At 69.2% G+C, this 22,647-nt stretch carries 23 protein-coding genes and 1 tRNA gene; 16 read left to right on the top strand and 8 right to left on the bottom strand.

Annotated features, from left to right (window positions below; genetic code table 11):
- Positions 1-3: 3 nt before the first annotated feature.
- From AC1MEQ_RS17600 to AC1MEQ_RS17590, 3 genes are all read left to right on the top strand, one after another.
- Positions 4-1,350, top strand: coding sequence for a DUF58 domain-containing protein (locus AC1MEQ_RS17600; protein WP_479792577.1), 1,347 nt, complete (start codon positions 4-6; stop codon positions 1,348-1,350).
- The gene (locus AC1MEQ_RS17595; RefSeq protein ID WP_479792576.1) at positions 1,347-1,946 is read left to right on the top strand and encodes a hypothetical protein; all 600 of its coding nucleotides are present in this window, start codon (positions 1,347-1,349) and stop codon (positions 1,944-1,946) included. Before AC1MEQ_RS17600 ends, AC1MEQ_RS17595 begins: the two co-directional genes overlap by 4 nt.
- A gap of 81 nt (positions 1,947-2,027) precedes the next feature.
- Positions 2,028-2,103 (top strand) — tRNA-Arg (locus tag AC1MEQ_RS17590).
- 358 nt (positions 2,104-2,461) lie between these two features.
- Here the strand turns inward: AC1MEQ_RS17590 and AC1MEQ_RS17585 are convergent.
- A complete protein-coding gene (locus tag AC1MEQ_RS17585; protein WP_479792575.1) occupies positions 2,462-3,856 on the bottom strand; it encodes an MFS transporter in 1,395 nt (464 codons plus the stop codon).
- 166 nt (positions 3,857-4,022) lie between these two features.
- On the opposite strand from AC1MEQ_RS17585, the gene AC1MEQ_RS17580 reads away from it, so the two are divergent.
- The 7 genes from AC1MEQ_RS17580 (at position 4,023) to AC1MEQ_RS17550 (ending at position 9,581) form a co-directional block, all read left to right on the top strand.
- Positions 4,023-4,940: a LysR family transcriptional regulator gene (locus tag AC1MEQ_RS17580; RefSeq protein WP_479792574.1), complete on the top strand. Its 918-nt coding sequence runs from the start codon at positions 4,023-4,025 to the stop codon at positions 4,938-4,940.
- 114 nt (positions 4,941-5,054) lie between these two features.
- Entirely contained in the window at positions 5,055-5,690 is a 636-nt protein-coding gene (locus tag AC1MEQ_RS17575) for a biotin transporter BioY (protein ID WP_479792573.1), read from the top strand.
- The gene (locus AC1MEQ_RS17570) at positions 5,690-6,856 is read left to right on the top strand and encodes a class I adenylate-forming enzyme family protein (RefSeq protein ID WP_479792571.1); all 1,167 of its coding nucleotides are present in this window, start codon (positions 5,690-5,692) and stop codon (positions 6,854-6,856) included. The genes AC1MEQ_RS17575 and AC1MEQ_RS17570 overlap by 1 nt, the downstream gene beginning before the upstream one ends.
- Positions 6,846-7,973, top strand: coding sequence for a thiolase family protein (locus AC1MEQ_RS17565; protein WP_479792569.1), 1,128 nt, complete (start codon positions 6,846-6,848; stop codon positions 7,971-7,973). The genes AC1MEQ_RS17570 and AC1MEQ_RS17565 overlap by 11 nt, the downstream gene beginning before the upstream one ends.
- Positions 7,970-8,656, top strand: a complete 687-nt coding sequence (locus AC1MEQ_RS17560) for an energy-coupling factor ABC transporter ATP-binding protein (RefSeq protein WP_479792568.1) — start codon at positions 7,970-7,972, stop codon at positions 8,654-8,656. The genes AC1MEQ_RS17565 and AC1MEQ_RS17560 overlap by 4 nt, the downstream gene beginning before the upstream one ends.
- The gene (locus AC1MEQ_RS17555; RefSeq protein ID WP_479792566.1) at positions 8,650-9,246 is read left to right on the top strand and encodes an energy-coupling factor transporter transmembrane component T family protein; all 597 of its coding nucleotides are present in this window, start codon (positions 8,650-8,652) and stop codon (positions 9,244-9,246) included. Before AC1MEQ_RS17560 ends, AC1MEQ_RS17555 begins: the two co-directional genes overlap by 7 nt.
- Entirely contained in the window at positions 9,243-9,581 is a 339-nt protein-coding gene (locus AC1MEQ_RS17550) for a CHY zinc finger protein (RefSeq protein WP_479792564.1), read from the top strand. Before AC1MEQ_RS17555 ends, AC1MEQ_RS17550 begins: the two co-directional genes overlap by 4 nt.
- 55 nt (positions 9,582-9,636) lie before the next feature.
- On the opposite strand, the gene AC1MEQ_RS17545 is transcribed toward AC1MEQ_RS17550, so the two are convergent.
- From AC1MEQ_RS17545 to AC1MEQ_RS17535, 3 genes are all read right to left on the bottom strand, one after another.
- Positions 9,637-10,428, bottom strand: coding sequence for an ABC transporter ATP-binding protein (locus AC1MEQ_RS17545; protein ID WP_479792562.1), 792 nt, complete (start codon positions 10,426-10,428; stop codon positions 9,637-9,639).
- Between the two features lie 5 nt (positions 10,429-10,433).
- Positions 10,434-11,342 carry an ABC transporter permease gene (locus AC1MEQ_RS17540; RefSeq protein ID WP_479792560.1) on the bottom strand — a complete coding sequence of 303 codons (909 nt, stop codon included), beginning with the start codon at positions 11,340-11,342 and terminating at the stop codon, positions 10,434-10,436.
- A gap of 90 nt (positions 11,343-11,432) precedes the next feature.
- Positions 11,433-12,434 (bottom strand): ABC transporter substrate-binding protein, encoded by a 1,002-nt coding sequence (locus tag AC1MEQ_RS17535; protein ID WP_479792559.1) that lies wholly within the window; start codon positions 12,432-12,434, stop codon positions 11,433-11,435.
- Between the two features lie 334 nt (positions 12,435-12,768).
- Between AC1MEQ_RS17535 and hrpA the strand changes: the two genes are divergently transcribed.
- Complete coding sequence (hrpA, locus tag AC1MEQ_RS17530; protein WP_479792557.1) at positions 12,769-16,776, top strand: ATP-dependent RNA helicase HrpA; 4,008 nt, start codon at positions 12,769-12,771, stop codon at positions 16,774-16,776.
- A gap of 14 nt (positions 16,777-16,790) precedes the next feature.
- Here the strand turns inward: hrpA and AC1MEQ_RS17525 are convergent, their stop codons facing one another.
- The gene (locus tag AC1MEQ_RS17525; protein WP_479792556.1) at positions 16,791-17,336 is read right to left on the bottom strand and encodes an HIT family protein; all 546 of its coding nucleotides are present in this window, start codon (positions 17,334-17,336) and stop codon (positions 16,791-16,793) included.
- Positions 17,337-17,402: 66 nt separating this feature from the next.
- Positions 17,403-18,272, bottom strand: a complete 870-nt coding sequence (locus AC1MEQ_RS17520; RefSeq protein ID WP_479792554.1) for a sulfurtransferase — start codon at positions 18,270-18,272, stop codon at positions 17,403-17,405.
- 74 nt (positions 18,273-18,346) lie between these two features.
- On the opposite strand from AC1MEQ_RS17520, the gene AC1MEQ_RS17515 reads away from it, so the two are divergent.
- The gene (locus AC1MEQ_RS17515) at positions 18,347-19,465 is read left to right on the top strand and encodes a PLP-dependent cysteine synthase family protein (RefSeq protein ID WP_479796173.1); all 1,119 of its coding nucleotides are present in this window, start codon (positions 18,347-18,349) and stop codon (positions 19,463-19,465) included.
- 54 nt (positions 19,466-19,519) lie between these two features.
- Positions 19,520-19,882 carry a VOC family protein gene (locus tag AC1MEQ_RS17510; protein WP_479792552.1) on the top strand — a complete coding sequence of 121 codons (363 nt, stop codon included), beginning with the start codon at positions 19,520-19,522 and terminating at the stop codon, positions 19,880-19,882.
- Here AC1MEQ_RS17510 and AC1MEQ_RS17505 read toward each other — a convergent pair.
- The gene (locus tag AC1MEQ_RS17505; RefSeq protein ID WP_479792550.1) at positions 19,879-20,178 is read right to left on the bottom strand and encodes a helix-turn-helix domain-containing protein; all 300 of its coding nucleotides are present in this window, start codon (positions 20,176-20,178) and stop codon (positions 19,879-19,881) included. The genes AC1MEQ_RS17510 and AC1MEQ_RS17505 overlap by 4 nt on opposite strands.
- Before the next feature lie 65 nt (positions 20,179-20,243).
- On the opposite strand from AC1MEQ_RS17505, the gene map reads away from it, so the two are divergent.
- Entirely contained in the window at positions 20,244-21,011 is a 768-nt protein-coding gene (map, locus tag AC1MEQ_RS17500; protein WP_479792548.1) for a type I methionyl aminopeptidase, read from the top strand.
- A gap of 18 nt (positions 21,012-21,029) precedes the next feature.
- Here map and AC1MEQ_RS17495 read toward each other — a convergent pair whose 3' ends face one another.
- Positions 21,030-21,692: an MBL fold metallo-hydrolase gene (locus AC1MEQ_RS17495; protein WP_479792546.1), complete on the bottom strand. Its 663-nt coding sequence runs from the start codon at positions 21,690-21,692 to the stop codon at positions 21,030-21,032.
- A gap of 126 nt (positions 21,693-21,818) precedes the next feature.
- On the opposite strand from AC1MEQ_RS17495, the gene AC1MEQ_RS17490 reads away from it, so the two are divergent.
- Both AC1MEQ_RS17490 and AC1MEQ_RS17485 read left to right on the top strand, forming a co-directional pair.
- Positions 21,819-22,265 (top strand): Fur family transcriptional regulator, encoded by a 447-nt coding sequence (locus tag AC1MEQ_RS17490; protein WP_479792544.1) that lies wholly within the window; start codon positions 21,819-21,821, stop codon positions 22,263-22,265.
- A gap of 55 nt (positions 22,266-22,320) precedes the next feature.
- Positions 22,321-22,629 (top strand): hypothetical protein, encoded by a 309-nt coding sequence (locus tag AC1MEQ_RS17485; RefSeq protein ID WP_479792543.1) that lies wholly within the window; start codon positions 22,321-22,323, stop codon positions 22,627-22,629.
- Positions 22,630-22,647: the final 18 nt, after the last annotated feature.

Here is a 22,647-nt window from a genome sequence, read left to right as displayed (position 1 = left end):
GACATGACCCCGGCGCGGCTGGTCGATGCCCGAAACCGTCCGGCGGCCGCGGGCCCACCGGCGCATTCCCCCCAATGGGGTGTGGCCGTCGTCCTGGCCCTCCTCTTCGGCGTGGGCGCAGCGGTGGCCAGGCGTCCGGACATTGCCGTCATCGGCGCGCTCTTCGCGTTGATCGCCGTCTCGGTTCCACGGCGGTTCGGCCAGGGTCACGCGCCGACGCTGGGCTTCGCCCCTGGAACGTCTCGGGACGCCGGCTCCACAGGACGCCGCCCCGTCTTCTTCCACGACAGATCACAGGCCGACCATGCCGGGAATGCCCTGATGGCCGTTCGCGCCCTGGCCCCCGGTGGCCGTGAATCCGCATTTGTCGCCACGGCAGCCGAGACCTCGTTGCTGGGGGTGCGTGTACCCCTGGGTGGGCGGCGGGACCTGTTGGACTACCGAGTCTCGGCCTTCAGCACCGATCTGGGGGTCTGCCGCGACGAGTCTACGACCGGTGTGCTCACCGCACTGCTCCAGCCCCAAGCCGAGCCACTCCGCAGGCTTCCGGTGCCGGTCGCGCTGCGGGCGCATGCCGGGTCACATCATGCCCGGCTGCGCGGCGGCGGGACAGAGATCCGCGACATCGGACCGCTGCGCCATGGCGACGACCGACGGCACATCGACTGGCGGGCCACCGCGCGCAGCACCGATGCCGCCGCGACCCCCCTGGTGCGCCGCTACCTCGCCCCCGCCGATGCCGGAGTCACCCTGGCCATCGATTCCCGGGTGGATATCCCCGCGCGGGTTGCTGCATGGGTCGACCCGAGTCTGGACACTCTGCGGATGGTCTCCAGCCTTCAACTCACACGCGGGGCGGCGGGATCGGTGGCGGCGGCGTACGCCGCCCGGGGCGACCGGGTCGGGTTGCTGGACGCGTTCGGGTTCGGCGCTCCCCTGCGTCCAGCCGGGGGCCATCGCCAACTCGAATTGCTGCGGCGCCGGTTGGCGGCCTTGACCGTGCCATCCACCAGCATCCAGCCCTCCCGCATGCCGGCGCCGGCGCCGGGGACCCTGGTCTACTTCTTCTCGCCGCTGCTCGATCCGGATGCCGCGACCCTACCGGCCCATTGGGTCCGCTCCGGGCACATCGTCGCCGTCGTCGACACCTTGCCGGAGCCCGATCCCGCCGGCCTGCCGGCCGCCGAGGCCCAGGCCCTGGCCCTGCTGCTGGCCACCCGGGCAGCGGTGCGCGCCGAACTGGCCGGGGAGGGGATCCCGGTCCTGCCGGCGTCGAACCTGCGTGAGTCCGTCGAGCGGTGGGGCCTGCAACGTGCCCGGTCCCGGACGCTACCCGGCGGTGCCCGGTGATTCGCCTGTCCCGTGCGCTGGCCCCGTCACACCGGTCTCCCTCGCTGGAACCCCTGGTCGCGGGGACCGTCCCCGCGGCGACGCTGGCGCTGGTCGCCGCCGCCCTGCTGGTCGCCGGGACCCTGCCCGCCGCGATCGCGACCGCTGCCGGGCAGGGGGTGCTCGAGTGGGTGGGTGCGCTGGCCGTCGTCGCCGCCGGGGTCGCCCTGATCCTGTTGTGGCCCCAGCACATCGCCGCCCTGATTGCGCTTTTGCTCCTGGGGGCTGCCTACGTCCGCGTCAGCAGCATGGGGCTGTGGACATTGCCGCTCTATGTGGTGGCCTTCCATGCCGTCTACGTGCTCCTCGGATTGGCCGCGATGGGGCCACGCTCGGCCCGGTTCACCCGGGCCGCCCTGCGCGAGGCGGCCCGGGCGGCAGCGTGGCCCCAGGTCGGCGCCCAGGTGCTCGCCGTCGTCGTGCTCCTGCTGGCGTGGTGGGGCCCCACCGAAACCGGGGTTCTGGGAGCTGCCGCGGGGATCGTCTCGGCATGCGTGTTGGCGGGAGGCGCCCTCGTGGCCTCACGGGTCGCCGGCCGTCCCGAAAACCCGGACTGAGTCCCCGACTACCGGTTACGCGAGGGCGTGAAGTTCCTGCTAAGCTCTTTGAGGTTCCCGCCGCAGACAACGTCGCGGCACGCCCTCGTAGCTCAGGGGATAGAGCGGCTGCCTCCGGAGCAGCAGGTCGAAGGTTCGAATCCTTTCGAGGGCACCACTGGGGGGCACCTGAAAGAGGTCCCCGGCTTCATGCCGGGGGCCTTTTTCGCACCCTGACGCAGGATGCGACACCGTGGTCCAACCGGCGCCGGTGACAACACCGGGCGCAATCCCGGCGACTCCAGGTAGATGGCAACTGGCGACTGCTCCCCCAGGCGTCGACCGGGTCCACGCGCACATCTTCTGACGCTTTGGTGCGCCGTTTGCGCGGCCACCGCGCATCGGACATGGGGCAGAACACGATGCACCACAGCGCCGCCCGTGGCCGGCGGGGCATCTGGGGTGGATGCCCGGCAAGCCACGGACGGCGCCTGGTGCCGGAGGGGATCCCCCGGGAGTCGTTGTTGGGCGGGCCGCTAGACCTCCATCTTCGCCAGTTCGTCTGTGGAGGCGGCGCGGCGCTTGTCGAAGACGGTGGCCCCGACCTCCTGCTCGGCCTGGTTGTTGATGGAGAGGTCGATGCCGGGGCGGTCACGCAGGATCAACACGGCGACGATGGAGACCAAGGTCATGCCGAGCAGGTACACCGAGACGGCCGTGGTGCCGCCGGTGGCCTGGACCAGGGCCTGTGCGATGGTCGGCGCGAAGGCGCCCCCGAGAATGGCTCCCAGCGCGTAGGAGATGGAAACGCCGGAGAAGCGCACGGAGGCCGGGAAGATCTCCGAGTACCAGGCCGCCTGCGGACCGTAGCCCAGGCCGAGGCCGAAGGCGAAGATCCCCAGGGCCAGGTACAGCATGGGCAGCGAGGCGGTGTTGATCATCCAGAACAGCGGGAACACCGCGAGGAGCTGGGCGCTGAAGCCGATCAGGTAGGTTCGCTTGCGCCCGATCCTGTCGGAGAGGTAACCGGCGAGGGCGGTGAAGATGAACCACATCGCGGCGCCGAAGGAAATGGCGATCAGTACCGTGGTCCGCTCCAGGCCGACGGCGGGGCTGGTGGCGTAGGCGGGGATGAAGCCGCCGGTGGCCATGTAGCCGGCGGCGTTGTTGCCGGCGAAGACCAGGGCGGCGAGGAGGACCAGCAGCCAGTGCTTGCGGAACAGTTCGACGACGGGCACCTTTGATTGCTGCTTCTTCGCGGCGATCTCCTGGAAGATCGGGGATTCGTCGACCGACTTGCGGACGAAGTAGCCCACGACGACCAGCACGATGCTCAGCAGGAACGGGACGCGCCAGCCCCACTCCATGAAGGCCGCGCCCGGGGAGATCCAGCCGGTCATGATCGCGGTGATGCCCGAGGCGAGCAGCATGCCCAGCGGGACGCCGAGCTGTGGGAACGCCCCGGCCCGGCCGCGGCGGTCACGGGGGGCGTGTTCGACGGCCATGAGCACCGCGCCACCCCACTCGCCGCCGGCGGAGATTCCCTGCATGATGCGCAGGAGCAGCAGCATGACCGGCGCCACGACGCCTGCTGTTTCGTAGGTCGGCAACACGCCGATGAGCATGGTCGAGGCGCCCATCAGGATCAGCGTGACCACGAGCATGGCGCGGCGACCGATCTTGTCGCCGTAGTGCCCGGCCAGGAACGCGCCCAGGGGACGGAACAGGAAGCTGATGCCGACGGAGGCGAACGACAGCAGCAGGCCGATCGATGAACCGGCCGGCTGGAAGAAGATCTGTGCGAACACCAGCCCTGCGGCGGTGGCGTAGATGAAGAAGTCGTACCACTCAATGGTGGTGCCGATGATCGTGGCCAGCGCGACGCGGCGTTGGTTCGCGGCCTTCGAATAGCGGGGGGCTGCAATGCTCATGGATGTCCTTCTCGAGGGTGCGCCACGAAGCTTCTGGGCGCGTTGTAGCGATGGGATAGTGGCCCCCCGTGGTGGTCAAGGGGTCGATCAAAGGCAAGTGTGACAGGTGTCTCTTAGAAAGGTAAACTTCAGAAGACTTGGATACTTCTTTGAATGAGGTTAAGTTATGCCCCCTTTCACACTCCGGCAACTGGAGCTCTTCGCAGCCCTGCCGGACCATCCGACACTGAGTTCGGCGGCCGCCAGCCTGTACATCTCCGAGCCGGCCCTTTCGCAGGCCATCACGGCATTGGAGCGAACCACCGGCGAGCAACTGTGCGTGCGGCGTAAGGCACGTGGCCTGCAGTTGACGCCGTCGGGACAATACTTCGCGCAGCGGGCACGACTGCTGCTGCGCGAGGCAGACGCACTGCTCGACGATCTGGCCGGTGTTGGCGGCGAGCTCAAAGGCCCCGTGCGCCTGGGCTGCTTCGCGAGCTTCGCCAGCACCGTGGTGCCGTCCGTGCTCGACGGGCTGGCCGACAGCTACCCGGGCATCGTCGTCGACGTGATGGTCGGCTCCCACAACGAGCTGCTTCCCGCTCTTGATGCCGGGATGCTCGACCTGGCCATCGTGTACGACCTGGAGTTGCCGGCCGGCTACAGCCAGCGCACGATTTACCCAACCGAGCTGCGTGCGGTGCTCCCACCCAACCATCCGCTGGCGGCCCGGGCGACCGTCGACCTGGCCGACCTGGCGGAAGAAGACCTGATCATGTACGCGTCGAGTCCGAGCACGGCGAACACCTATCGCGTCTTCGAGGAGCGCGGCCTGCGGCCACATGTCGCCGCGTCGATGCCGCAGGTGGTCCTGGTGCAGGCGCTGGTAGGGCGCGGGCTGGGTTATGCCCTGCTCATGTCCCGCCCGCAGGAACACAGCCTGACCGTGGAAGGGCGCAAGGTCGCAGTGCGCCCACTGTCGCCGCCAGCCACCCAGACGACGGTCTGCGCCATCTGGCCGGACGGCATGGTCCTGAGCCCGCGGGCAGAGGCGGTCCTGTCCCATGCGGTCAAGAACATGAGGGGTGCCGACGGGCAAGGCTGATCGACCGGCGCCACCGGCGTCCCTTGCCGGACGGTCCGCAGCCAGCTACAGTGAACAGCGTTCAAGTGAACGCTGTTCAAGAGCGTGTCACGTCGTTCTGCAGCCAGGATCCCGATGAACCGCCTCCGCCTCGATGCCACCGACATCGCCCGTATCGCCGTCTTCGCCGCCATCGTGGCGGCACTGGGCCTGCCCGGCGGGTTCTCCGTCTTCGGGACCGTCCCGATCACAGCCCAAACCCTGGGGGTCATGCTGGCCGGCGCGGTGCTTGGACCATGGCGGGGCGCGCTGTCCATGGTGGTCCTGCTGGCCCTTGTCGCCATCGGGCTGCCGCTGCTCTCCGGAGGACGAGGTGGGCTCGGCGCCTTCGTCGGCCCCTCGGCCGGGTACCTCTTCGGCTGGATCGCCGGTGCCGCCGTCATCGGCGCGATCGTCCACAGCGGCCCGCGGCTGACGCGGATCCGGACCACGCTCGGGATCCTCGTCGGCGGCATCCCGGTCATCTACGCCGTGGGGATCCCGGTCCAGGCACTGGTGACCCGGCTGCCCCTGGAGGCCACCGCCCTGCAATCCCTGGTGTTCCTGCCCGGCGACCTGGTCAAGGTCGCCATCGCGGCGGCCATCACGATGACACTGGCCCGCGCCTACCCACGGGCCTTCCGGCAGCGGGCCACCCGCCCGGCACCCGGCACCCGAGGTGCATCGACGGCGGACGCGGCCGGCGAGCGCGTGGGGCACCCGGTCCGGTGATGTCCGGGCAGCTCATACCGGTGCGCCACTGCCCCTCCGGCCCGGAAGCCACGAGGCAGCTGCTTGAGCGCCTGTCCGCCATCCGCTCCGCCGGCGCCGCGCCGCTGGTGGGTGACGACCGGTGGTCCGCCCGGCAGTGGGACGAGATCGACAAGCTGTGTGCCTCATCCGCGGTGCCTGCGGGGATTGGCTGGGCAACCCTGACCTCGGGCAGCGGCGGGTTCCCCCGCATCGTGCTGCGCTCGGCCGATTCATGGTCGGCTTCCTTCGATGGCTTCGCCGACCTGGTGGGCCTGCACGACGACGACGTGGTGGCCTTGCCGGCACCACCGGCGGCGTCGATCTCGTTGTTCTCGCTGGCCCACGCCCTGGAGGGCGGACCCCGGCCGCTGCTACCCGGCGGCCAGGCCGTCGGTGCCGGGGACTTCGCGGATGCGACGCTTTTCCACGGCACGCCCCAGGCCCTGTCCCGGCTGCTCGACAACGGCGCACCACCTCGGCTGCGGGCGGCATGGGTCGGAGGCAGCCGGCTGGACCCCTCCTTGCGGGAGCGGGCCGCAGCGCACGGCATCCGGGTGGTCTCCTACTACGGGGCCGCCGAACTCTCGCTGGTCGCCGTGGACACCGGCGCCGGGTACTCGCCCTTTACCGGTGTCGAGGTCGATCTGCGCGGGGGTCTGCTCTGGGTCCGCTCCCCCTATGTCGCAGACGGCTACCTGGCCTACCCCGCAGAACATGCCGGACCGAGACCGCTGCGCACCGAAGAGGACTGGCACACCGTCGGTGACCTGGCCTATCGGGAGGGCGACCGGCTGGTTTTCGGCGGACGGTCCGACGGCGCGATCCTGACGGCCTCGGCCACAGTGATCCCCGAAGATGTCGAATCCGCGCTGCGCCTAGTCCCCGGCGTGGGAGACGCCGTCGTCCTCGGCCTCCCGGCACCAGAGATCGGCAAGCTGGTAGCGGCGGTCATCGAACCGGCCGCAGGCACCAGGGTGCCCGATGTCGCCGGATTGCGGCGCGCCGCCGGGGAACTGCTCTCCCCCGCGCACCGGCCACGACGCTGGTTCACTGCGATCCTGCCGCGCACGGCCAGCGGGAAACCCGCCCGGGCCGAACTCGCGCGCCGGGTCGCCACCGGAGAGGTGCAGGTCCTTGAACGCTAGGACTCCGGTGGTCATCGCCGCCCGCAGGACCCCGGTCGCCACGCGCGGCCGCGCTCTCTCCACGCTGACCGTCGATGCGTTGGCCTCCTCCGTTTTGTCGGCGGCGCTCGCCGACGCCGAGCTGGCCCTGGGGCGGCGGACCACCGTGGGCGATGTGGTGTTGGGCAACTGCATGGGGCCCGGCGGGAACCCCGCGCGCGTGGCGGCCCTGGGTGCGGGGCTCGGACACGAGGTACCCGGGCTGACCGTGGACCGGCAATGCGGCAGCGGATTGGCAGCGGTCATCACCGCGGCCCAGGCGATCAGTGCCGGCGATGGCCGACTGCAACTGGCCGGGGGTGCCGAAAGCGCATCGACCGCGCCGCTGCGGTCCGTCGATGGGCTCCCCTACGACCGCGCCCCCTTCGTTCCGGCCGGATGGCCGGACCCCGGCATGCCGCGGGCGGCCCAGGACCTGGCCGTGGCGGCGGGCATCCCCCGCGCGCGGCAGGATGCGTATGCCGCCCGCTCCCACCGCCGGGCCGTCGCGGCCGCCGGTCGAGGCGCCTTCGCCGATGAACTGGTCCGCACCAACGGGCTGGGCGCCGACGAGGTGCCTGCACGCGGGGAGTCGCTCCTGCCCCGATTCACGCCGCTGTTCCCGGGAGGCAGCCTCACGGGCGGGAACTCGTGCCGGATCAGCGACGGGGCAGCCGCCGTCGCCCTCGTGCCTGGCGGGACATCGTCGGCGCCGGGGCTGGCACTGCGCGCCCACGCCGTCATCGGCTGCGATCCGGCACTCCCGGGCATCGGGGCGGCACCGGCCATCGAGGCCGCACTGCGCTCGGCCGGGCTGGCGGTGGCCGAGGTGGCGGCGATCGAACTGGTCGAGGCGTTCGCCGTCCAGACATTGGCCGTGCTGCAGCGGATCGGCGTCGACGATCACGATCCGCGGGTCTGTGCAGACGGTGGTGCGCTGGCCTGGGGACATCCATGGGGAGCCAGCGGAGCGGTGTCCGTCGTCCGGCTCTTCAGCCGGCTGGTGCGCGGTGGTGCGCCGTCCGGCACCATCGGCCTCGCTGCCGCTTCGGTGGGCGGAGGGCTGGGCGTGGCCGCGGTCTTCGAGGTGGTCCGATGAGCACCATATCGCTGCGTGACGTCTCGGTCGCCCTCGGCGGGACCACCGTGCTCGATCGGGCCTCCGTTGAACTCGATGCCCGGCGGATCGCCATCATCGGCGAGAACGGGTCGGGAAAATCGACGCTGGCCCGGGTGATCGGCGGCCTGGTGTCCCCCTCGGCCGGCGAAGTGCACGTCCATGGCATCGACGCGGTACGGGACCTCCGGCAGTTGCGTCGACGGACCGCAGTGGTCTTCAGCAATCCCGATGCGCAGATCATCATGCCCACGGTCGCGGAGGATGTGGCCTTCTCCCTGCGCGCTGACAAGCTCCCCCGCCGGGTGGTGGCCGAGCGGGTGGCCGCAGCCCTGGAGGATTTCGCGCTCTCCGCGCTGGCCGGGCGCTCGGCCCATGAGCTATCCGGCGGGCAGAAGCAGCTGCTGGCACTGTGCGGTGCCTTCATCCGCTCCCCCGAGCTGGTCATTGCCGACGAGCCCACCGCGCTGCTCGACGCCCGCAATGCCCGGCTCGTGGCCGGGCACCTGCTCGACCGCCCGGGCCACCGCCTCGTGCTGGTCACCCACGATCTGGCGTTAGCGGCCCGGTGCGATACAGCGGTGCTGGTGGAAGACGGCAGGATCGGCGCCACCGGCGCCCCGGACGAGGTCATCGCCACCTACCAACGGTCGCTGGTGTGCTGAGCCTCTACCAGCCCGGGCGGGGGCCGCTGCACCGGATGCCCGCCGGGCCCAAGGCGCTGGCTTTGGCCGTCGTGGTCCTGGCCCTGTCGTTTTTGCCCTCGAGTTGGTGGGCGGCCGGGGCGGCCCTGGCCATTGCACCGCTGGGCTACGCCGTCGCGGGGCTGGGCACCGGAGTCCTGTTCCGCCAGCTCTTCGCCCTGCGCTGGCTGCTGGCCATCACCGTCGGCGTGCAATTGGTCTTCGTCGCCCCCGAAGCGGCCGTGGCAAACACCAGCAGGGTGCTGGCCACCATCCTGCTGGCCTCCCTGTTGGTGATCACCACCCGCATCACCGACCTTCTCGAGACCATTGAGCGGCTGTTGGCACCGGCCGAGCGGTGGGGGTTGGACCCCCAACGCGCCTCCCTGCTGCTGAGCATCACAATCACGACGGTGCCGGTGCTGGCCCGACTCGGCTCCGGGGTCCGCGAGGCCCAGCGGGCCCGCGGCGCCTCCGGCAACCTGGCACGCTTCGTCATCCCGTTCCTGGTGGTCTCGCTCAAGCATGCCGACGAGCTCGGCGAGGCGCTGACGGCTCGGGGTGTGCGATGAGCCGGCCCCGGGTGCTGGGGCAGATGGTGGACGGGCAGACCCGGTGCGCCCACTACCGCACGGTCCTGGACGTGATCGCCATCCGGTTCTTCTGCTGCGACGCGTACTACCCCTGCCACCGCTGCCACGACGAGGTCCCCGGCCAGCATCCGGCCATCCCCTGGCCCCCGGAACTGCACGACGCGCGGGCCGTGCTGTGCGGGGTCTGCGGCGCGCAGTGGACCATCACCGAATACCTGGGAACTGCGGATTGCCCGGGCTGCGGCGCCCGGTTCAACCCGGGTTGCAAGCTCCACAGCGACCTCTATTTCCAGTCCCGGATCGGTCCGGAATGACCGGGGCCCGCGACCGGATGACTCCGGTCGCGGGCCCTGACAGTGGCCGGTGCGGTTACTGCAACATGGTCCGGTCGTCGAGCTGGGCTCCCTTGATCTTCTCGAATTCCTTGAGCAGACCGGGAACCGTCATCTTGGCCTTGGCCTCGGCGTCGAGATCGAGGATGATCTCGCCGTCGTGCATCATGACCAGCCGGGTGCCCAACCGCAACGCCTGTTCCATGTTGTGGGTGACCATCAGCGTGGTCAACCGGTGGCGGGTGACGATCTCCTCGGTCAACCGGGCCACGAGGGCGGCACGCTGCGGATCCAGCGCCGCGGTGTGCTCGTCCAACAGCAGGATCTTCGGCCCGCTGAAGGTGGCCATCAGCAGCGAGAGCGCCTGCCGCTGACCGCCGGAGAGCAGCCCGACCTTGGCCTTCAGCCGGTTCTCCAGCCCCAGTTCGAGCGATGCGAGCTCGTGGGCGAACTGCTCGCGCTTGCCCTTGGTCACGCCGAGTCCCAGCCCGCGCCGCTTGCCGCGGTTCAGGGCCAGTGACATGTTCTCCTCGATCGTCATGTTCGGCGCGGTGCCGGCCATCGGATCCTGGAAGACGCGGCCGATGTAGCGGGCGCGGGAGTGGTCGGCGAGCTTGGTGACGTCCTTGCCGGCAATCCTCACGGTGCCGGCGTCCGGGCGCAGTTTTCCACCGACCATGTTCAGCACGGTGGATTTGCCGGCACCGTTGGAGCCGATGACCGTGACGAACTCCCCCTCGGACAAGGTGAGGTTGATGTGGCGCAGCGCCTTGCGCTCGTTGACCGTTCCGGCGAAGAAGGTCTTGGACAGGTTGTTGATCTCCAACATGGCTTCTACACCGTCTCCTTCTGCTTTTCCGCTGCCGCGGTGATGGTGCGCATGCGCTTGCCGAAGCGGTTGAAACCCTTCCACTGCGGGAGCACCAGCGCGACGACCACGAGGATCGCGGAGATCAGCTTCATGTCGTTCGGGTCCAGGCCGGCGTCCAGGGCCACCTGGATGAAGACGCGGTAGAGCACCGAACCGAGGATGACGGCCAGGGTGGCCACGAAGATCGTGCGGGTACCGAAGATCGCCTGGCCGATGATGACCGACGCCAGGCCGATGAGGATCAGGCCGATGCCCATACCGACGTCGGCGAAGCCCTGGTACTGGGCGATCATCGCCCCGCAGAGGGCCACCAGTCCGTTGGAGATCGCCAGGCCAAGGATCTTCTGGTTGTCGGTGTTGACGCCGAAGCTGCGGATCATCTCCTCGTTGTCGCCGGTGGCCTGCATGGCCAGGCCGACGTCGGTGTGCAGGAACCAGTCGAGCACGAACTTCAGGACCAGGGCGACGGCGAAGAAGATCAGCACGGAGACGATGCCGCCCGTCAGGTGCGCCTCACGCAGTGGGGAGACCAGCGTGTCCTCGCCCAGCAGGGGTACGTTCGCCTTGCCCATGATGCGCAAGTTGATCGAATAGAGGGCGATCATGGTCAGGATGCCGGCGAGCAGCCCGTTGATCCTGCCCTTGGTGTGGAGCAGGCCGGTGACGATGCCGGCGACAGCGCCGGCGAAGAAGGCGAGCACGGTGGCCAGCAATGCGGGCATGCCGTTGACGATGCTGATGGCGGCCACGGCGGCGCCGGTGGTGAAGCTGCCGTCAACCGTGAGGTCGGGGAAATCGAGAATGCGGAAGGTCAGGTAGACCCCCAGCGCCATGATCGCGTAGATCAGGCCCAGTTCAACCGCAGTGATCATGTGTGGATCCTTGTGTCGTGGGGTGTTCTGGTGTGGTGCCCGGCCACCGGTGGATGGCCGGGCACCACCGTCGTGGAGCTGCGGGCCCCGCTACTTCTTGTAGACCTCGGCTGCCTGGTCGATCAGTTCCTGCGGGATCTCCACACCGATCTTCTTGGCCGCTGCGGTGTTGACGTACAGGTCGACGTCGGTCAGCGTCTCCACGGGCATGTCCGCCGGCTTGGCGCCGTCCTTGAGGATTTTCACGGCCATCTCGGCGGTCTGCTTGCCCAGCTTCTCGTAGTTGATGCCGTACGTGGCGGTGGCCCCGCGCTTGACGGAATCACCGTCCGCCGCAATGACCGGGATCTTCTTCGACTGGGCGGTCTGCAGGAGGCCCTCCAGGGCGGAGACCACTGCGTTGTCGGTCGGGACGTAGAACGCGTCCACGTCCAGCGAGCTGGCTGCCTGCTGGACCTCGGACGACGCGGAGATCGTCGCCTCCTTGATCTCCAGTCCGAGGTCGGCGGCGGCTTCCTTGGCCCACTCCACCTGGACGGCGGAGTTGACCTCGCCCGAGGAGTAGACGATGCCGACGGTCTTGGCCTCCGGGTCGATCTTCTTGAGCAGCTCGAGCTGTTCCTTGACCGGGTTCTTGTCGGAGGTGCCCGTGACGTTGCCGCCGGGTGCCTCGTTGCTGGCCACCAGCTTGGCCGCTACCGGGTCGGTCACGGCGGAAAACAGGACCGGGATATCGGTGATCGCCTGGGCAGCCGCCTGGGCCGTCGGCGTGGCGATGGCCAGCACCAGGTCCAGGTTGTCGTTGGCGAACTGGCCCATGATCGCGGTGTTGGTCGAGGCGTCGGCCTGCGGGTTCTGCAGATCGTAACTGATCTTGTCACCCGCGTAGCCCGCGTCTGCCATGCCCTCCTTGAAGCCCTTGGTCACGGCATCCAGCGACGGGTGGGTTACGTACTGCGAGATGCCGATCTTGACGGGCTTGGCCTCATCGGGGGCGCTGGCGTCCCCGGAGCTGCCGGAACCGCAGGCGGTGGCGAGCAGTGCGGTGGCCGCGAGAACCGTGGCCAGCTTGCCGGCGCGAGAGATGTTCATGAGTTTTTTCCTTTCATGGGCCGCGGATCCACCGGCGGCGCGCATCGTCATCGATGCCCACCGGGACCCGTCGTCCACAACGAGTGATTCGACAATCTTTTGACGACCTCGTCCCCAAAGACCTCTTGATGATACCTGTGAACCAACTCACATTGTCCATTCGCTCCCAACGCCGATGGACGGGTGTCGCCCGCTCGACCCCCCATTGAAGACGAATAGTGTCCTGGGCCACACACTGTCAACATTTTGTATTCCACTCCGCGTCGCTGCGCAGGAGGGGCCCCGATCCCCCGGGGACGGTGCCACAGAGGCGGCCCCTTAGACTGTTTCAACCATGGCTGTAAAGATCACCTACCCCGAATCCCTCCCGGTCAGCGCCCGCCGCGACGACATCATGGAGGCCATCCGCGACAACCAGGTGGTGGTCATCGCCGGCGAAACCGGATCCGGCAAGACGACGCAGCTGCCCAAGATGCTGTTGGAGCTGGGACTGGGCGAGGGCGGGATGATCGGCCATACGCAGCCACGACGGTTGGCGGCACGGACGGTCGCCGAGCGCATCGCCGAGGAAACCGACTGCACGCTGGGCGAGGAGATCGGCTACCAGGTCCGCTTCACCGGACACGTTTCGGGGGCCACCCAGGTCAAGGTCATGACCGACGGCATCCTGCTCGCCGAGATCCAACGCGACCGGATGCTGCGCAAGTACAACGCGCTGATCATCGACGAGGCGCACGAACGCAGCCTGAACATCGACTTCCTGCTCGGCTACCTCAAGCGCATCCTGGCCAAGCGCCCGGAGCTGAAGGTCATCATCACCTCGGCGACGATCGACCCCGAACGCTTCGCCCAACATTTCGGTACCCCCGCGCCCGTTGGTTCCCCGGCGGCGGACGCCGGGGTCACCGCCGTCGTACCCGCCCCGATCATCGAGGTCTCCGGACGCACCTTCCCGGTGGAGATCCGCTACCGGCCACTGAACCCGGCGGAGGGCCGCGAGGACGACGACGCCGAGTATGCCGAGGACGAGGACCGCGATCCACTGGACGCGGTCTGCGACGCCGTCGACGAGCTGGCGACCGAGGCGCCCGGGGACATCCTGATCTTCTTCTCCGGCGAGCGCGAGATCCGTGACGCGGCGGAGGCCCTGCGCGCCCGGGTGCGCACCAACCGGCGCCTGGCCGGGACCGAGGTGCTGCCGCTGTTCGCCCGGCTTTCGCTGGAGGAGCAGCACAAGGTCTTCCATCCCGGCTCCAACCGGCGCCTGGTGCTGGCCACCAACGTCGCCGAGACCTCGTTGACCGTGCCGGGCATCAAGTACGTCATCGACACCGGCACCGCGCGCATCTCCCGGTATTCGCACCGCACCAAGGTCCAGCGCCTGCCGATCGAGCGGGTATCCCAGGCCAGCGCCAACCAGCGTTCGGGCCGCTGTGGCCGCGTCTCCGACGGCATCGCGATCAGGCTCTACTCGGAGGAGGACTACGAGTCCCGTCCGGAATTCACCGACCCGGAGATCCTGCGCACCAACCTGGCGGCGGTGATCCTGCAGATGTCCTCGATGGGCGTGGTGGAATCCCCGCGCGACGTTGCCGGCTTCGACTTCGTCCAGCCCCCAGATGCCAAGGCCGTCAACGACGGAGTGGCCCTGCTCCGCGAGCTCGGTGCCGTCGACGACGGGACCTCCGCGAAGATCACCCCGGTGGGTCGGAAGCTGAGCCAGCTGCCCGTCGACGTGCGCCTGGGCCGGATGATCGTGGAGGCCGGACAACGCGGCTGCGCCAAGGAGGTCATGGTCCTGGCCGCCGCCCTGACGATCCGCGACCCCCGCGAGCGCCCCTCGGAGGAAACGGGACAGCGGGCCAAGGCCACCGAGCTGCACCGCCGGTTCGACGACGCGACGTCGGACTTCTCGGGGTTCCTGAACCTGTTCAAGTACCTGCAGGAGCAGCAGAAGGAGCTCTCCTCCTCGGCGTTCCGCCGCCTGTGCAAGAAGGAGTTCATCAACTACCTGCGGGTGCGCGAATGGCAGGACCTCTTCGCCCAGCTGCGCCAGCTCTCCAAACCGCTGGGCATCACGCTCTCCACCGGGCCGGTGGACCCCGCGGGGCTGGAGCGCGAAATCCACACCAGCTTGCTGGCCGGGCTGCTCAGCCACATCGGCACCTACGACGAGCGCAAGCGCGACTACGCCGGGGCCCGCGGCACCCGGTTCGCGATCTTCCCCGGATCCGCGCTGTTCAAGAAGAACCCCGAATGGGTGATGGCCGCCGAGCTCGTGGAAACCAGCCGGCTCTGGGCCCGGGTGAACGCCCGCTTCGACCCGCTCTGGGTCGAGGAGGTCGGCAAGCACCTGATGAAGTACTCGTATTCCGAACCGCATTGGTCCCGCAAGATGGGCTCGGTCATGGGGTATGAGAAGGCCACCCTCTACGGGGTGACCGTCATCCCCCAGCGGCGCATCCAATACGGACGTGTGGACCCCGAGCTCGCGCGCGAGCTGTTCATCCGCCACGCCCTGGTCGAAGGCGATTGGAAGACGCACCACAAGTTCTTCCAGCGGAACCGGCGGCTTCTGGCGGACATCGACGAACTCGAGACCCGCATGCGCCGCCGCGACCTGGGCGCCACGGACGAGGACCTCTTCGACTTCTACGACCAGCGCGTCGGTGCCGGAGTCGTCTCCGAGCGCCACTTCGACAGGTGGTGGAAGAAGGCCCGCGCGGACGACGAGACCCTGCTGGACTTCGACCCAGACGAGCTGTTCAACGCCAACGCCGAGGAACTGAACCAGGACGACTTCCCGCGCACCCTGCGTCACGGGGACCTGGAACTGGATCTCTCCTACGAGTTCAACCCCGCGGCACGTGCCGGGGAAAACGACGGCGTGACCGTGCGGGTTCCGGTGTTGTTCCTGAACCAGCTCGACCCCGAACGGTTCAAGTGGTTGATCCCCGGCCTGCGCACCGAGCTGGTCACGTCGCTGATCAAGTCGCTGCCCAAGGCGATCCGCAAGAACTTCGTGCCCGCCCCGGACGTGGCCCGGCAGGCGGTTGCCGCCCTGGCCGCGGACTTCGACCCCACCGCCGATGACCTGGAGCCGTCCCTGGAGTTGGCCCTGCGCCGGATGCGCGGCGTCGTCATACCGGCAGGGTCCTGGAACTGGGCGTCGGTGCCGCCACACCTGTTGGCGTCCTTCCAAGTGGTCGATGCGCGCGCCCGGACCCTCGATGAATCCAAGGACCTGTCCACCCTGCAGCGCACCCTCGCGGCGCAGAACCGGGCCGCCCTGGCCGAATCCCTGGGCAGTGCCGGCCCGGCGCTGCTCGCCGCGGCGCGCGAGGCCGAGGCCCGGCACGACGGCGGCACCACCTCCCCCGGCGCGGGCGGGAAGCCCGGCTCCCCCGCCCGGGGTGCCGTCCCGCGCGCAGTCCAGGCCCCGCCGTCGTCCCCCTCCAGCCGCGAGCGGACCGGATTGACCGTCTGGCCCGACGGGCTGGGCACCGGGGAACGGATCGAGCGCAAGGTCAGCACCACGGTCGCCGGCGTCGAGGTGACCGCGTTCCCGGGCCTGCTCGATGCCGGGGAGACGGCCTCGCTGACGGTGTTCCGCAACGAGGACGAACAACTCACCGCGCATCGTGCCGGTGTCATCCGGTTGCTGCTGCTCCAGGTCCCGTCGCCGGCCCGCTACGTCCTGGACCACCTGAACAACAAGGAGAAGCTGGTCTTCACGCAGAACCCGCACGGTTCGGTGGAGAAGCTGATCGCCGACTGCACGCTGGCGGCGCTGGACCGGCTGGTGCCGGCCGAGCTGCCGTTCAGCCGTGCCGAATTCGACGCGCTGTTCGAGCAGGTACGCGCGGAGCTGATCGACACGGTGTTCGCCGTGACCGCGATCGTGGAGCGGGTGCTCTCCACGGCCCGCATCATCTCCAAGCGCATCTCCAAGGCGTCATCGCTGGCGCTGGTCAACGCGTTGGCCGACATCCGCAGCCAGTTGGACAACCTGGTCTACCCCGGGTTCGTGGCCGGAACCGGGTACGCGCACCTGGCGCAGCTGCCCCGCTACCTGGATGCGATCGCGAAGCGGATGGACAAGCTGGAGTCCGGGAACGTGGCCCGCGACCACCAGGCGATGCTGGCCGTGCAGGCCCTCGAGGACGCCTACGACGCCGCACTGTCCGCCCTGCCGGCGGGCATGCGGACGCCGGCCCCGCTGGCACGGATCAAATGGATGCTCGAGGAGCTGCGGGTGAGCATGTTCGCCCAGGAACTCGGCACCGCCTACTCCGTGTCGGAAAAGCGCATCCGCACGGCGTTGCGCGAGGCGGCAGCTTAACCGTCGGGCGCTTGCTAGCCGGCCGGAACCGTATCCGTATGCCCGTCCTCACGGAGCGCGGTGCGCAGCTTGTCGGCGTTGTCGTCCAGGCGTGCGGCCTTCGGGTCCGAGTCGGCCCGGGTGAGGTCGAAGTCGGCCAGCGAGTTGGTGGGCCAGACGTGCACGTGCAGGTGTGGGACCTCGAAACCGGCGATCATGAGCCCGGCGCGCTCGGAACCGAAGGCACGGGTCTGGGCCCGACCGATCACCCGGGCGACCTCGGTGAGCCGGGTGAGCAGTTCGGGTTCGGCGTCGGTCCACTGGTCGACTTCCTCGCGCGGCACCACCAGCGTGTGGCCATCGGTGATCGGCCCGATCGACAGGAACGCGACGACGTCCGGATCCTTCCAGATGAAGCGTCCCGGCAATTCTCCGTTGATGATCTTGGTGAACAGCGTGCTCACGGTGCCCTCTTTCCGGTCGTCGTCATGGCGGTGCCGCCGCGTTCCCGTGGTGCCGTCGGCCCGCGGGCGGTGCGTGACCAGCCGGTCGCGGGGCGGGGGCGGGATCCGGGGCGTCATAGATCGAACATACCCGCGTCCGCGCCGGTGGGGCCAGCCGCCCTGCCCACCGGGGCACCCGCGGACTCAGGCGCCGGTGGCCACCTCACGGGCGGGGTCGGAGGAGAACTGCGAATACGACCCCGGATACAGTGCCGCACGCACGCCGATGATCTCCAGGGCGGCGATCTCGTGTGCCGCGCTGACCCCCGAACCGCAGTAGACGGCCACGGCCGGCGACGCGAGGCCGGAAGTCCCGCCGTCGTCCCCTCCGCCGGCCAAGCCGGGGGCGATACCGGCGAAGCGTGAGCGCAGGGCCCCGGCCGAATGGAACCGGCCGGTGGAATCCAGGTTTTCGGCCGTCGAGGCGCTCAACGCCCCCGGGATGTGGCCGGGCCGGGGATCGACCGGCTCGACCTCACCGCGGTAGCGTTCACCGGCCCGGGCATCGAGCAGGATCCCCTTCCGCGCGAAGGACGCCGCCGCATCGGCGTCGATGACCGGCATGGCACCCGGCGTCGGCTCCCAGCTGCCCGGTTCCGGGTGCACCTCACCGGTCTCGAGCGCCCCGCCGCCCTCCTGCCAGGCCTGCAGCCCGCCGTCGAGCAGGAAGACCCGGTCCATCCCGGCGTCGCGCAGCAGCCACCAGGCGCGCGCCGCGGAGGTGCCGCCGACCGCGTCGTAGACGACCACGGTGTCGGAGGGGTGTATGCCCCAGCGTTCGACGGCGGCGGCGAAGTCCCCCGGCTCCGGAAGCGGGTGCCGGCCGTGTTCGGGCGACCCCGGAGCGGCCAGCTCGGCCTCGAGGTCCACGTACACGGCGCCGGGAAGATGGCCTGCCAGATAGTCGCGGTGCCCGGTCGTCTGCCCCAACGCCCAGCGCACGTCCAGCAGCACGGTGCGCTGCCCCGCGGCCATCCGTTCGGCCAGGTCCCCGGGACCCATCAGTACCTGCATGCCCATTCCCTTCAGCGGTGCCCACCCGGCGCCCGGCCCGCGGCGGCGGGTAGGCTGGGCGGGTGGATTCGATGATGCAGCCAACCCTACAACCGCCGTCCGGGAGGGACTGGGTGAACCGGGCCGTCCTGGCCCTGGAGGCCGACACCGCCCGTTCCGCCGACACCCATCTGCACAAGGTCGAGCTGCCCGCCGACTGGGGCGTGGAGCTGTACCTGAAGGACGAGTCGACGCATCGCTCCGGGTCGCTGAAGCACCGGCTGGCCAAATCGCTGTTCCTCTACGGGCTGGTCAACGGCTGGATCACCGAGGGCACCACGATCGTGGAATCCTCCAGCGGCAGCACCGCGGTCTCCGAGGCGTACTTCGCCCGGCTGCTGGGCCTGCCGTTCGTCGCCGTGGTCGCCGCGACGACCTCGGAGCAGAAGATCGCCCTCATCCGCGGACTTGGCGGAACCTGCCACCTCATCGACGACCCCTCGACGGTCGATGCCGAGGCCCGCCGCCTCGCCGCCGAAACGCGCGGCCACTACATGGACCAGTTCACCTACGCCGAACGGGCCACCGACTGGCGCGGGAACAACAACATCGCCGAATCGATCTTCGGCCAACTGGCGCTTGAACCGCATCCGGTCCCGGCCTGGATCGTCGCCGGTGCCGGCACCGGGGGCACCAGTGCCACGCTGGGACGCTACATCCGCTACCACCGCCATCCCACCCGGCTGGCCGTCGGCGACCCCGAGGGCTCCGCCTTCCTGCCGGCGTGGCAGGCCTGGAACGACGGCGGCGACCCGGCCGCGGTGACCGGATCGCCCAGCCGCATCGAGGGCATCGGCAGGTCCCTGCCGGAGCCGAGCTTCGTGCCCTCGGTCATCGACCTGGTCCAGACCGTGCCCGATGGAGCCTCCGTCGCGGCGATGCGACACCTCGCCGACTGGGCCGGACTGCACGCCGGGCCGTCCACCGGTACGAACATGTGGCAGATCTGGCGGCTGGTCGCCTCCATGCGGTCCGCGGGGCAGACCGGCAGCATCGTCTCGCTGATCTGCGATGGCGCCGACCGCTATGCCGGTTCCCATTACGACGCCGACTGGCTGGCCCGGGTGGGCATCGACACCACACCCTTTGAAGGGGTCATCGAGGACTTCCTGGCCGGCGGCGACTGGGTCGAACCGGCCGCCCCGGTCAGCTGAGCAGAGCCGCGGAAGCCCTTGCCGCTGCCCGCGGCAGGCCGGTAGCTTGGGCCCATGATCCGCATCGGGGCCATCGTCCTCAACGTGTCCGATACCGCAAGGGCGGCCGCTTTCTGGAGCCGGGCGTTGGGCTACCGGCCCGGGGCCAACCCGGACTTCCTCGCGCCATCGGACGGCACCGCGCCCCGGCTGCATCTGGACGGTAGCGATCGTACGCACCTGGACCTCTGGGTCGACAGCGCGGCGGAGCTGGCCGCCGAGGTCGAGCGGCTGCTGGTGCTGGGAGCCGTCCGGGTCCCGTGGGACTACCCCGATGGCGCGGACTTCGTGGTGTTGGCCGCCCCGGATGGAAACTTGTTCTGCATCATCGACACCGGTCTCACGGACGACCGGCCATTCGGCGGGGTACAGGCCTAGGAGGCCATCCACTCCCCCGACCGGCGTCGGGATGCCTCCGGCTCGGTCCCGGCCTCGGCCAAGACGTCGGCCCACAATCCGTCGAGGGACAGGCCCAGGACGCCGGCAATCGCGGCGATGGTGGGGAAGGAGGGCGTCGCGACCCGGCCCGTCTCGATCTTCCTCAGGGTCTCGGGGGAAACCCCGGCGTCCAGGGCGGTCTCGAGCATCGACCGTGCGCCGCGGGCACTTCGCAGAACGGCGCCCAGGCGCTCGCCTCGCTGGACCTCTTCGGGGGTAAGTGGCAATCTGACCATGACCCCTATTCTAATACCGGGATAACATGGACGGTATAGTAATTGGAAACCTGGAGAGGCATCGCATGATCGAGATCCTGAACGGCACCGGGCTGGCCCGGGCAAAGGACACCGGAGCGCTGGTCGGCAGCATCCTCCAGACCATGAAACGCCGCGCCACCGTGGGCACCAACCTGCTGGACATCGACCGGTGGACACGGGAAATGATCGTCGAGGCCGGGGCGCGCTCCTGCTACGTCGACTACGCCCCCTCGTTCGGCCGTGGGCCCTTTGGGCATTACATCTGCACCTCCGTCAACGACGCCGTGCTCCACGGCCTGCCCCACGACTACCACCTCGCCGACGGGGACCTGCTGACGCTGGACCTCGCCGTCATCCTGAACGGGGTGGCCTCCGATGCGGCGATCAGCTTCATCGTGGGCGGTTCCCGTCCGGCGGAAAGCGTCGCCCTGATCGACGCCACCGAACGCGCTCTGGCAGCCGCCATTGCCATGGCGGGGCCCGGGGTCCGCATCGGCGACATCTCCCATGCGATCGGCACCGTCCTGGGCCAGGCCGGGTACCCGATCAACACCGAGTTCGGCGGCCACGGCATCGGCTCAACCATGCACCAGGACCCCCATGTGGCCAACACCGGACGCCCCGGCCGCGGCTACAAGCTCCGCCCCGGGCTGCTGCTCGCCCTCGAACCCTGGGTCATGACCGATACCGCGGAACTCGTCACCGATCCGGACGGGTGGACGCTGCGCAGCGTCACCGGCAGCCGGACGGCACACACCGAACACACCATCGCCATCACGGACGACGGCGCCGAGATCCTCACGGAACCGTAGGTCGGGCGGTCGACGCCCCTACACCTCCCGGCTGTCGCCGACCTTCAGGTACTCGAACACGGAGCCGTACCACGCCCCGAAGCGGGTGACATGACCTGACATCATGCCCAGACCGATCTCGTTGAGCAACCCGTCATGAATGGGATAGGCGTGTTTCGCGCGCACCGAGACGACGAAATCAACGGTCTCCTGCAGTTTCGACCACGGGGCGTGCAGCGGTACCAGCAGCGTGTCAACGGTGACTCCGTACGGAACGATCAGCGAGTCGCCCGGGTGGTATACGCTCCCGTCGATGAGGTAGCCGAGGTTGGCGACCACCGGGATCTGCGGGTGGATCAGGGCGTGCTGGCCGCCGACAACGCGCACGTCGAAGCCCGCAATGTGCTGTTCGTCCTCCGGGGACAGGACATGGATCCGTTCCGCAGCCCCACCGATGGCCTCATGACCGAGCAGCTGGTCGACCACCTCCTGCGGCGCATAGACGTGCACGCCGGCGGTGCGGTCGACAATGGGCAGCACCGCGGCCGGGTCGATGTGGTCTGCATGTTCGTGGGTAACCAGCACCGCCTCGGCCCCGGCCATGGCCGTGGGGACGTCGGTGAAGGTTCCGGGGTCGATGACCATCACCCGGGAACCCTTCTCGAGGCGGATGCAGGCATGTCCATGTTTCGTCAGCTTCATGACCCCCACAGTAGTTCGCGCGGGCCCCGCTGATAAGCTGATGCGGCCAGTCATCGCTGGTCCGAACGGCCGGTCCTCGACCGCGGCCACGGGCCGGAAGCGAACCACCAGGAGTGCAGCTACACCATGTCCGAGAACGTCGAACCCAAGCGTGGGCGCGAACAGCGCGTCACCAAGCAGCGCCTCGCCGTCGACGCCGCGATGGGCCGGCTCGATGACTTCGTCTCAGCGCAGGAGCTGCACCGCCTGTTGCAGGACAACGGCGAGAAGGTCTCCCTGGCCACCGTCTACCGGATCCTGCAGTCCATGACCGAGGACGGCCTGCTCGACGTCGTCCGCTCCGGGGACGGTGAGGCAGCCTACCGCAGCTGCGAGGCGGAGGTCCACCACCACCACCTGGTCTGCCGCTCGTGCGGCAAGGGCGTCGAGGTCCTGGCCCCTGCAGTGGAAACCTGGGCGGCCCGCGTCGCGACCGAGCACGGGTTCACGGAGTCCTCCCACACCGTGGAGATCTACGGCTACTGCCCCGAATGCACCCGCCTGCGCGCGTCCGGTGGACAGGAAACGGCCTAGGGCCGACCGGCTTCCTGCTCTTCTCCTCCCCGAACCCCAGTCCCAGACTGGCGTCGTGGACCTCACCGCCTTCGGCACTTTCGCCACCTCGTTCCCCGGCGTCCGGGGATCGAGGCGTGACGGGTTGGGACGATGGAGTCTGCACGGCCGGCTCATTGCCCGGCAGCTGGGCGAGAACGAGGTGGTGATCCGCACCTCGTTCGACAGTCGATCCGGATTGCTGCGCGATCACCCAGGGACGTTTTCGGTGCCCCCGCGATTCGAAAAGCACATGATGGTGGTCGCCGATCTGGCGCACGGGGATGCTGCGGCCATCGAGAACGCCGTGGCCCTGGCCTGGCAGCTGCAATCCGAACCCGGCTGACCGGAGCGAAGCCGGGCA

It is taken from the genome of Arthrobacter sp. ASL1, assembly GCF_056680475.1.
This window is presented reverse-complemented; position numbering and strand designations above follow the sequence as displayed.

Bases quoted from the DNA above. Each gene is read 5' to 3' on its own strand.
- AC1MEQ_RS17545 (WP_479792562.1), bottom strand. From the start codon at position 10,428: ATGTTGGAGATCAACAACCTGTCCAAGACCTTCTTCGCCGGAACGGTC.
- AC1MEQ_RS17490 (WP_479792544.1), top strand. From the start codon at position 21,819: ATGTCCGAGAACGTCGAACCCAAGCGTGGGCGCGAACAGCGCGTCACC.
- AC1MEQ_RS17575 (WP_479792573.1), top strand. From the start codon at position 5,055: ATGAACCGCCTCCGCCTCGATGCCACCGACATCGCCCGTATCGCCGTC.
- AC1MEQ_RS17525 (WP_479792556.1), bottom strand. From the start codon at position 17,336: ATGACGCCCCGGATCCCGCCCCCGCCCCGCGACCGGCTGGTCACGCAC.
- hrpA (WP_479792557.1), top strand. From the start codon at position 12,769: ATGGCTGTAAAGATCACCTACCCCGAATCCCTCCCGGTCAGCGCCCGC.
- AC1MEQ_RS17570 (WP_479792571.1), top strand. From the start codon at position 5,690: ATGTCCGGGCAGCTCATACCGGTGCGCCACTGCCCCTCCGGCCCGGAA.
- AC1MEQ_RS17540 (WP_479792560.1), bottom strand. From the start codon at position 11,342: ATGATCACTGCGGTTGAACTGGGCCTGATCTACGCGATCATGGCGCTG.
- AC1MEQ_RS17495 (WP_479792546.1), bottom strand. From the start codon at position 21,692: ATGAAGCTGACGAAACATGGACATGCCTGCATCCGCCTCGAGAAGGGT.
- AC1MEQ_RS17585 (WP_479792575.1), bottom strand. From the start codon at position 3,856: ATGAGCATTGCAGCCCCCCGCTATTCGAAGGCCGCGAACCAACGCCGC.
- AC1MEQ_RS17520 (WP_479792554.1), bottom strand. From the start codon at position 18,272: ATGCAGGTACTGATGGGTCCCGGGGACCTGGCCGAACGGATGGCCGCG.
- AC1MEQ_RS17580 (WP_479792574.1), top strand. From the start codon at position 4,023: ATGCCCCCTTTCACACTCCGGCAACTGGAGCTCTTCGCAGCCCTGCCG.
- AC1MEQ_RS17550 (WP_479792564.1), top strand. From the start codon at position 9,243: ATGAGCCGGCCCCGGGTGCTGGGGCAGATGGTGGACGGGCAGACCCGG.
- AC1MEQ_RS17560 (WP_479792568.1), top strand. From the start codon at position 7,970: ATGAGCACCATATCGCTGCGTGACGTCTCGGTCGCCCTCGGCGGGACC.
- map (WP_479792548.1), top strand. From the start codon at position 20,244: ATGATCGAGATCCTGAACGGCACCGGGCTGGCCCGGGCAAAGGACACC.
- AC1MEQ_RS17515 (WP_479796173.1), top strand. From the start codon at position 18,347: ATGCAGCCAACCCTACAACCGCCGTCCGGGAGGGACTGGGTGAACCGG.
- AC1MEQ_RS17600 (WP_479792577.1), top strand. From the start codon at position 4: ATGACCCCGGCGCGGCTGGTCGATGCCCGAAACCGTCCGGCGGCCGCG.
- AC1MEQ_RS17510 (WP_479792552.1), top strand. From the start codon at position 19,520: ATGATCCGCATCGGGGCCATCGTCCTCAACGTGTCCGATACCGCAAGG.
- AC1MEQ_RS17505 (WP_479792550.1), bottom strand. From the start codon at position 20,178: ATGGTCAGATTGCCACTTACCCCCGAAGAGGTCCAGCGAGGCGAGCGC.
- AC1MEQ_RS17535 (WP_479792559.1), bottom strand. From the start codon at position 12,434: ATGAACATCTCTCGCGCCGGCAAGCTGGCCACGGTTCTCGCGGCCACC.